This is a genomic window from Nevskia soli, assembly GCF_903970205.1.
In the GTDB taxonomy this organism is placed as follows: Bacteria; Acidobacteriota; Terriglobia; order Bryobacterales; family Bryobacteraceae; genus Bog-113.
Genome location: NZ_CAJCHS010000269.1, coordinates 1 through 7,385 on the forward strand (window position 1 = coordinate 1; position 7,385 = coordinate 7,385).

The window sequence follows — 7,385 nt, forward strand, 5'->3', positions numbered from 1 at the left end:
CGCGGCACGCGATCGAGTTTCGCAATCCGGGTCAGGATGCGATGCACCGCCAGCCGCCGATCCCGCAGCCGCGCAAGGATCGCAATAACATTATCGCCGATCTGGTCGCTTTCGAGAAGCCCATCGCCGTCGAGATCGCGAATATCGACCGTCTCGTAGCGGAAGGTCACGTTCGGGCCGGTCAGTTCGCTTGGCATACGCAGTGGAGGATCGCCCACATAGAGCAGGATCTGCCGGGGGAATCGGTCAAACAGGCGGTAGACCCTCAGGCAATATTCCGCCATCCGCAGCGCCATCGTGGGATCGTTCGTGCTCTGCAGTTCGATGTGAACGAGATCGCCTGCAGCGGTTTCGCCAAGGAGGTCGACCCTCGTATTCCGGACTTCCGGCAGTTCGACGTCCAGCCATCTCTGAACAGCGGCGCCGCCCGTGAGTCCACGCAAGACCGCGGAACCGGGACCACGCAGCAGAAGCTTCAGCGAGATGTCGTATTGCTGCATCGCTCGCCAATCTACTCAGGTTTCGGCGGCGGGGTGTAGAACCGGCCGCCTACCGACCGCATAAACTTACCCCACTCCGCCATCCCTAACTCATGCATATCGGCCGCATTGCGCGGAATCACCTGGATGTGCAGACCGGCCATCTCATCCGTGCTTCCGGCTCCCCACGACACCCGCTGCGGCGGTTGATTGGGATTGCGAATGTTGGCCGCGGAGTTATCGTAAGTGAACTCCATGAACACGCGCGTGCCGGCCGGCAGCGTGAAGGGCTGCGTATAGCGATACTGCTCCTGCCAGTTGAAGTCCCAATCCTTGATCCAAAGCAGCCAGCGCTTGTGCCCGTCAGGCAGGATCGCCCAGCCTTTCATGTCCTTGCACAGGTAATGCGCATGGGGAATGATCCCCGTGACCTCGACGGGAACGGGAATCTCGAACTCGTCTCTAACCTTGTAGCTCGCGTCCCCTGGCGGGATATCGATATGGTTCGATCCCAGGGCGATATCCATCAGTGCGCGCGGCGGAGGGCCGGGGGCGAAGTAGAGCGCGAGCGCAGGGTCCGCCGCCTCCGCCTTGCCAGTCGGATGAAAATGAAGCTGGAGGACGATCCGCGCGCCGTTGGCAATATGAATGGCCGTGCCGGCCGGCATGGAAACGGCGTGCATGCCGGGCGTCCATCCGCCCAGTCCCGCGGTAGGAAGAAACCCGGGTGTGCCGAAGCAGTCGTACTGACTGGGAAGTTCGGCGCGCTGGGCATCGACGAACAGGAGCGCGTGGTGCAGCACGCCGGCCGCTCCAGGTTTGAACTCAAAGGCGCGCACATAGCGGTCGCGCCCGAAACTTGTTGGGATCACAAAGCAGCGGTAGATATCGGGCCCGTCAGCGGAAACCGGCGCCGGTTCCGGGAGGCGCAAGACCGCATCCGGAGCGCCCAATTGCCACTCGGACGGAGGCTGCGGAGGCGCGGGTGCATCACGCGGATCTCCTTCGGGGGACCCGTTCGCCACCCACCGTGAGATTACGGAGATCTCGGCCGCACTCAGACTTTTCTCGCCGATGAAATGGCCGTACCCCGCAATGGGCTTCCACGGGGGCATATAGCGCGTCGCGACAACCCGCGCGATCTGAGAGGCCCGGCGGCTGACGTCCTGGTACGTAAGCAGCACAAAAGGAACGGGTTGGCCTACGTTGTGGCAGACCGAGCAGTGCCGGTAGACAATCGGGGCAACGTCCCGCGACCACGTAACTTCGCGATGTTGCGCAGCGTACAAAGAAGAAACACTGAGCAGCACACCCAGGAGCACAACAGCCCGCCGAAGAATCATTGCAATACAGATTAGACGCATTTTAGGTGTTCAACATTTCCAGAACGTGGTATGTATGTAGGTGTAACCGAGTTGGCGGCCTTCAATCCGCCGGTGTTGAGTTACGCAATCAGTTTCGGCAAGTATTATCGGCAAACCAGCCGGCTCCTTTCAGGATTCACAACCCGTTGCGCATCGAGCCATTCGAGCAACACGAAAGCGCCCAGACCCGAACAACTCTAGGAGTAACCATCCCGCATGGACGGTGACCGCAAGTATTCACAGCGCGGCTATCAGGAAAGCGAACGCCGGCAGGGCCATAACGGCCAGGGCGAGCGCTCCAAACCGCAAGGCCCGCGCCCCCCGATCGACGTTACCGGCCCCAGATTGCCGCGGCTGGTGCAAAACGTAACCGGATCGCGATGTTTCAGCTGCTCCACCATGTTGCCGCCCGGCACGGACTTCTTGAATAACTGCGCGAAATGCGGAGCCGTGCTCCATTGTTGCAAGCAATGTTCGCATTTCGAGCCTTCTACGCGGTTTCAATGCATGAAGCCGATCCCCCTGCGCATCGCCGTAAAGGATCAAAAGAACGATTGTTCCTTGTTTTCGCCTCGAGTGACGGTCGCGCGGGACACCGCGGCGCCGAGTTCCAACGGCAACGGGAATCGTTCGGCCGGCGCCGGCATCCTTGCCAGCCCGCCGCGCAACGCCAGCGATGCGAAAGACGCCTTCGAGCGCCTTTTCAAGAAATAACGCTTCCTGCCATCCAACGGGAGAACACGATCCGGGCAAGCCGATTTGAGTTGGCTTGCGTAAATCGTTCGTTTTCTTACTTTTCCGCACAGAAATCGGCTGATCTCCGGCCTTATGAACTAAACATCTGAGAGCAACGTGCCGATTTACGCTGTGTGGCGGTAAACGCGAGTGGTCGGTTTGTGTTGGCGGTATGCCTCGCTTGCATCCTGATGCCGGCGCACTCCTACGCGCAGCGATATACCTTTCGGAACTACGGCCAGGACGATGGTTTGAAGAACCCGACCGCGCGAGCGATCGCGCAGGATCGACAGGGATACCTCTGGGTGGGCACGCGGCGAGGCCTCTATCGGTTTGACGGCGAGAGGTTTCAGGAGTTCTCCACTCGTTGGGGAGTTCCAGGTCTCATCGTGCAGTCGTTGAAAACGGCGCCGAACGGGGCGGTCTGGGTAGCGCACCGGCGCGGGCTGGCCAGAATCTCCGGCGAGCATCTCGACACGGTGTCGTTCCCCGACCAAGTGCAGGTAACCGCGGATGGGGCACTCGATATCGACGCTAGCGGCACCGTATATCTGGCAACGAACCGAGGAGTACTGGTCGTCCGTCACCCTGACGCGACTCCCATTAAAGCGGAATATATAAAGGCGCTCCCGAGAACAGCTATCGACGCGCTGCACGTCGCGCCCGACGGATCGCTGTGGATTAGCGCAGATAAGCGGCTCCTTCAGATGAATGCGTCCGGAACGGCTGTATCGGGAGCGCGGTTGGGCGCGCCGTCGGAAGTCTGGACCGGCATTATCACCGATTGGCAAGGAACACTTTGGCTCCGGAGCGCGAAGCGGCTTCTGGCGCGGGCACGCGGGGCAAACCGGTTTGAGGATCGAGGCGATGGCGTTCCCGAGTCGCACGGGATAGCGGTTCTGGATCTCGATTCCAGCGGGCACTTGTACGTTCCGACGGACGGCGGGATCGCGGTGCGCGACTATGGCGCGAACCGGTGGGAGGTTGTTTCCCGGAAACAAGGACTGTTGACCGATACGACCACCTGCATGCTTCAGGATCGTGAGGGCTCGATCTGGGTCGGCATGAACGGCGGCGGTCTCGCCCGTTGGCTTGGAGCGGGCGAATGGACGGCGTGGACACATGACGAAGGACTGGCCAGCGATATCGTCTGGGGAATCGATCAGGATAAGAACGGAAACCTTTGGGTCGCGACGGACCGCGGGCTCACCGTGCTGCCGGCACGCCAAGGGCCACCAAGGACGTGGAACGAACGGAACGGACTGGTGAACAGTCACGTTCATGCAACCGCCTCTGGGCCCGACGGCCGCCTCTGGATCGCTTCCGCCCCCGGCGGCTTGACTGCTATGGACAAAGCCGGCCATTTCCAAACCTTCGGCAAGGGGGAAGGTCTGGACACGCGCGCCGTCTACACACTTCGGTTTGTCGGTACATCGGCATGGCTCGGAACGGCGTCCGGGATCTTTCATATGAATCTCGCCGGGCCCCGAATCGAGTTTGTCAGAGAGGTGCTTCCGGACGATGATCGGTACGAAATGTTCAGCAGCGTCGATATCGACTGGCGCGGACGGCTTTGGGCGGCGGGAAGCCACGGTGTGGTCATGCGCGACGAGAGGGGCTGGCATCGTATCGCCATTGCGGGCGTTAAGGAAGCTTACACGCTGAAGGCCGGTCCCGGGGAGATTTGGGTGGGATCCGCTGAAGGGGGCGTCGTTCGCATCAGCGAGTCGGCGGCGGGATTCCACTTCGATCGATACCTTCCCGGCAAGGACCTCGTATCGACTGCGATCTACCTGATCGGCATCGATCAGAAGGGAAATGTCTGGGCCGGCGGCGACGCCGGCACCGATGTCTTCGATCATCACCGGTGGCGGAACCTGTCCGAGGCGGACGGACTTATCTGGAACGACACGGACTCGAATGCGTTTCTGGCAGACCGCGCGGGAGCGGTCTGGATCGGCACCAGCCGCGGGCTGTCGCGCTACATGCCGTCGAGCAAACAGCGGCCCAAGATCGAGGTACCCATCACGCTTAATGCCCTGGACGGCGACGGCCGGGAGATAAGCCCCGAGCGATTGGCGACTCAACCATGGAGAGATCATTCTCTTACCTTTCACTTCAATGCGGTAACGTTCCGGAATCAGAATCGAACCCGCTTCGAGTTCCGCTTGCTGCCGGAGGAGACAGCGTGGACGGAGACCACTCAGCGCACCCTTCGTATTTCGACGCTTGAGCCGAACACATATAAGTTCCAAGTGCGCGCCCGGCCGGGGGATGAACCGGTCACAGCGACTCAGTCGATTCGATTCACGGTGCCGCGACCATGGTGGAAAACGTGGCCGGCGATCATCATCGAGATGCTGTTTGCAGCCGCGGTGTACCGGTGGCTGTACCAGCTATGGCTCCGCCGATTGCTGGCGCGTCAAGCCCTCCTTGAGAAAGCGGTGCAGGAGCGAACGCGCGAACTGGAGCAAGAGAAGCTCGAGTTGATGCAGGTTCGCGAGCAGCTGGCGGTAAAGGCCACGCGGGACGGGCTGACCGGCCTCTGGAACCGCGCCGCGGTGTGCGAGATTCTGGACCGCGAACTCCATCGGGTGAACCGGGCGGGTACCGCGGTGGCGGTCATTTTGGCGGATATCGATTTCTTTAAACGGGTCAACGATACCTACGGCCATTCCGCGGGGGACACGGTGATCATGAGCGTGTCGAACCGGTTGCTCCAGCGCATGCGGGCTTCGGATGCGATCGGCCGCTACGGCGGCGAGGAACTCCTTCTGGTGCTAGGGGACTGCGATCCGGATTCCGCCATCGCGCGGGCCGAAGAACTGCGCGCGTTGATCGCGGAGGCGCCCGTAATGACGGCGAAGGGCGAGATCCAGATGACGTGCAGCTTCGGGTTGGCGGTGTCGCTCCCGGGCATGTTATCCGGCGAGTTAATCGAACTCGCGGACCAGGCGCTTTACCGGGCGAAGCGACTGGGGAGGAACCGTGTCGTAAGCGCGCTCGATCTCGCGGCGACTCATGTGCCTTCCGAGGAGGCTGCGGTGTTGCTTCAGCGCGGCTAGCCGGGGAGTTCCGGCATCATGCCGGAGATCACGCTAAGGGTCGCGCACAAGCCGCGTCTACCTTGTTGTCGTTATTGTACTCTTCGGTATCGCTCCGGAACGATGAAAATGCCGGGGGATCTATCGTGAAACGCAATGCCCACGGGCAGCGCCGACAGTTCCACGTCTTGTGACCGGGGCTACGGGGTGGTCTCATCGTGGGTGGCCTGCCCGAGATGCCGGTAGAAGCCGAGGTCTTCACCGGAGATGGCTTTCATGGCGAACAGGATCTGGCCAGTGTGGTGCGAGAAGTGTTCCACAACGTGGTAGACCGCTTCCAGAACGCTGAGCCGGTAGTTCTGGATGGTGACCTCTTCTTCGAGCCGAAGCGGAGTTAGCTTCGCGATCACATCGCAGGCCTGAGCGACGGTCTCGTTCAATCTTGCGACCAGCTGATCGGTCGATATACCGCCGCGGGCGTTAAATTCGGAATCGCGGTTCCGATGGTCCGGCGCGCCGCCGACGCCGGAGACGATCCATTGACGAACATTTCCCGACAAGTGCAGGCATAGGTTGCCGATGCTGTTCTCCGTTTCGTGCCCGCGGGACCATATCCGGTCTTCATGCAGCTTGCGAACGCAGATCTCGATCTTGCCCCGGTATTGGTCGAGCTTCGCGACCGAGAAGTCGAGAAACAGGCGATCGATCACAGGACCTCTTCGGACCAGTTTTCGAGGATCTGTTTGACCTTACCGGTGAACTGATCGGCCAGCGCGCCATCGATCAGGCGGTGATCGAAACTGAGCGCGAGGAACGCTTGCGAGCGTATGGCGATAGCGTCATCGATGACGACCGGGACCTTCTCCACCGAACCGATTCCGAGGATCGCGACCTGAGGCTGATTGATGACCGGGGTTGCGAAGACGCTGCCGAAGCTGCCGAAGTTGGTGATGGAGAAGGTGCCTCCCTGGATCTCATCTGGCTTCAACTGGCGCGAGCGGGCACGGGCGGCGAGATCGGCGATGGAGCGCTGCAGGCCGAGGACGTTCTTCTCGTCCGCGGCGCGGATGACGGGGACGATGAGTCCGTTCTCGAGAGCGACGGCGATGCCGATGTTGATCTCGTTATGGAAGATGATGTTGTTGCCATCGAGCGAGGCATTGAGTAACGGGAAGGCGCGTAACGCTTCCACCGTGGCACGGGTGACGAAGGGGAGGAAGGTGAGGGAGATGCCGTAGCGGGCAGTGAAGTCCTCTTTGTGGCGCGCGCGCATCCTGGCGACCCTGGTCATGTCGACGCGATGCACGGTGGTGACGTGCGGGGAGATGCGCTTGGAGGCGACCATGTGCTCCGCGATCTTGAGGCGCATGTTGCTCATGGGCTCGATGCGGGTCTTTGCTCCAGCTTTGGCCGGGGGCGCGACGAACTGAATTGGGGGTTCGGGCGCGCGGGCGGGCGGTGCTGGGGCGGAGGGGGCGGCCTCTACGGCCACCGGGGCGGTGTGACTGGTGGTGAACGGGGCGGGCGTCGTCGTGACTCCGGAAGCGGGAAGGCCTTGGCCCATGAAGGCTTCGAGGTCCTGCTTGGTGATGCGGTTGCCGGCGCCGGTGCCCTTCACTTTCGAGAGGTCGATGTTGTTCTCGCGAGCCATGCGGCGGACGAGAGGCGAGAGTGGTCCGGCGGGTTCCGCGGGTGCTTCGGCTACGGGCTCAGGAGCGGGCGGAGCAGCAGCTGGTGCGGCTGGCGGCGGAGGTGCGGCGGCC

The 7,385-nt window shown here is 61.7% G+C and carries 7 protein-coding genes; 2 read left to right on the plus strand and 5 right to left on the minus strand.

Annotated features, from left to right (window positions below; all coding sequences use genetic code 11):
• From H1Y01_RS12135 to H1Y01_RS12145, 3 genes are all read right to left on the minus strand, one after another.
• Positions 1-500 (minus strand): hypothetical protein (locus H1Y01_RS12135; protein WP_180540784.1); only part of this gene is annotated, 500 nt, incomplete at its 3' end.
• A gap of 11 nt (positions 501-511) precedes the next feature.
• Entirely contained in the window at positions 512-1,822 is a 1,311-nt protein-coding gene (locus H1Y01_RS12140) for an ascorbate-dependent monooxygenase (protein ID WP_180540785.1), read from the minus strand.
• 272 nt (positions 1,823-2,094) lie between these two features.
• Complete coding sequence (locus tag H1Y01_RS12145; RefSeq protein ID WP_180540786.1) at positions 2,095-2,310, minus strand: hypothetical protein; 216 nt, start codon at positions 2,308-2,310, stop codon at positions 2,095-2,097.
• Between the two features lie 40 nt (positions 2,311-2,350).
• Here H1Y01_RS12145 and H1Y01_RS12150 point away from each other — a divergent pair, with 40 nt between their 5' ends.
• Complete coding sequence (locus tag H1Y01_RS12150; protein WP_180540787.1) at positions 2,351-2,557, plus strand: hypothetical protein; 207 nt, start codon at positions 2,351-2,353, stop codon at positions 2,555-2,557.
• A 185-nt stretch (positions 2,558-2,742) separates the two neighbouring features.
• Positions 2,743-5,643: a ligand-binding sensor domain-containing diguanylate cyclase gene (locus H1Y01_RS12155; protein WP_180540788.1), complete on the plus strand. Its 2,901-nt coding sequence runs from the start codon at positions 2,743-2,745 to the stop codon at positions 5,641-5,643.
• Between the two features lie 179 nt (positions 5,644-5,822).
• Here the strand turns inward: H1Y01_RS12155 and H1Y01_RS12160 are convergent, their stop codons facing one another.
• Both H1Y01_RS12160 and H1Y01_RS12165 read right to left on the minus strand, forming a co-directional pair.
• Entirely contained in the window at positions 5,823-6,332 is a 510-nt protein-coding gene (locus H1Y01_RS12160) for a DinB family protein (protein ID WP_180540789.1), read from the minus strand.
• On the minus strand, positions 6,329-7,385 hold a 1,057-nt coding region (locus tag H1Y01_RS12165), incomplete at its 5' end, for a dihydrolipoamide acetyltransferase family protein (protein ID WP_180540790.1). The genes H1Y01_RS12160 and H1Y01_RS12165, both read right to left, overlap by 4 nt.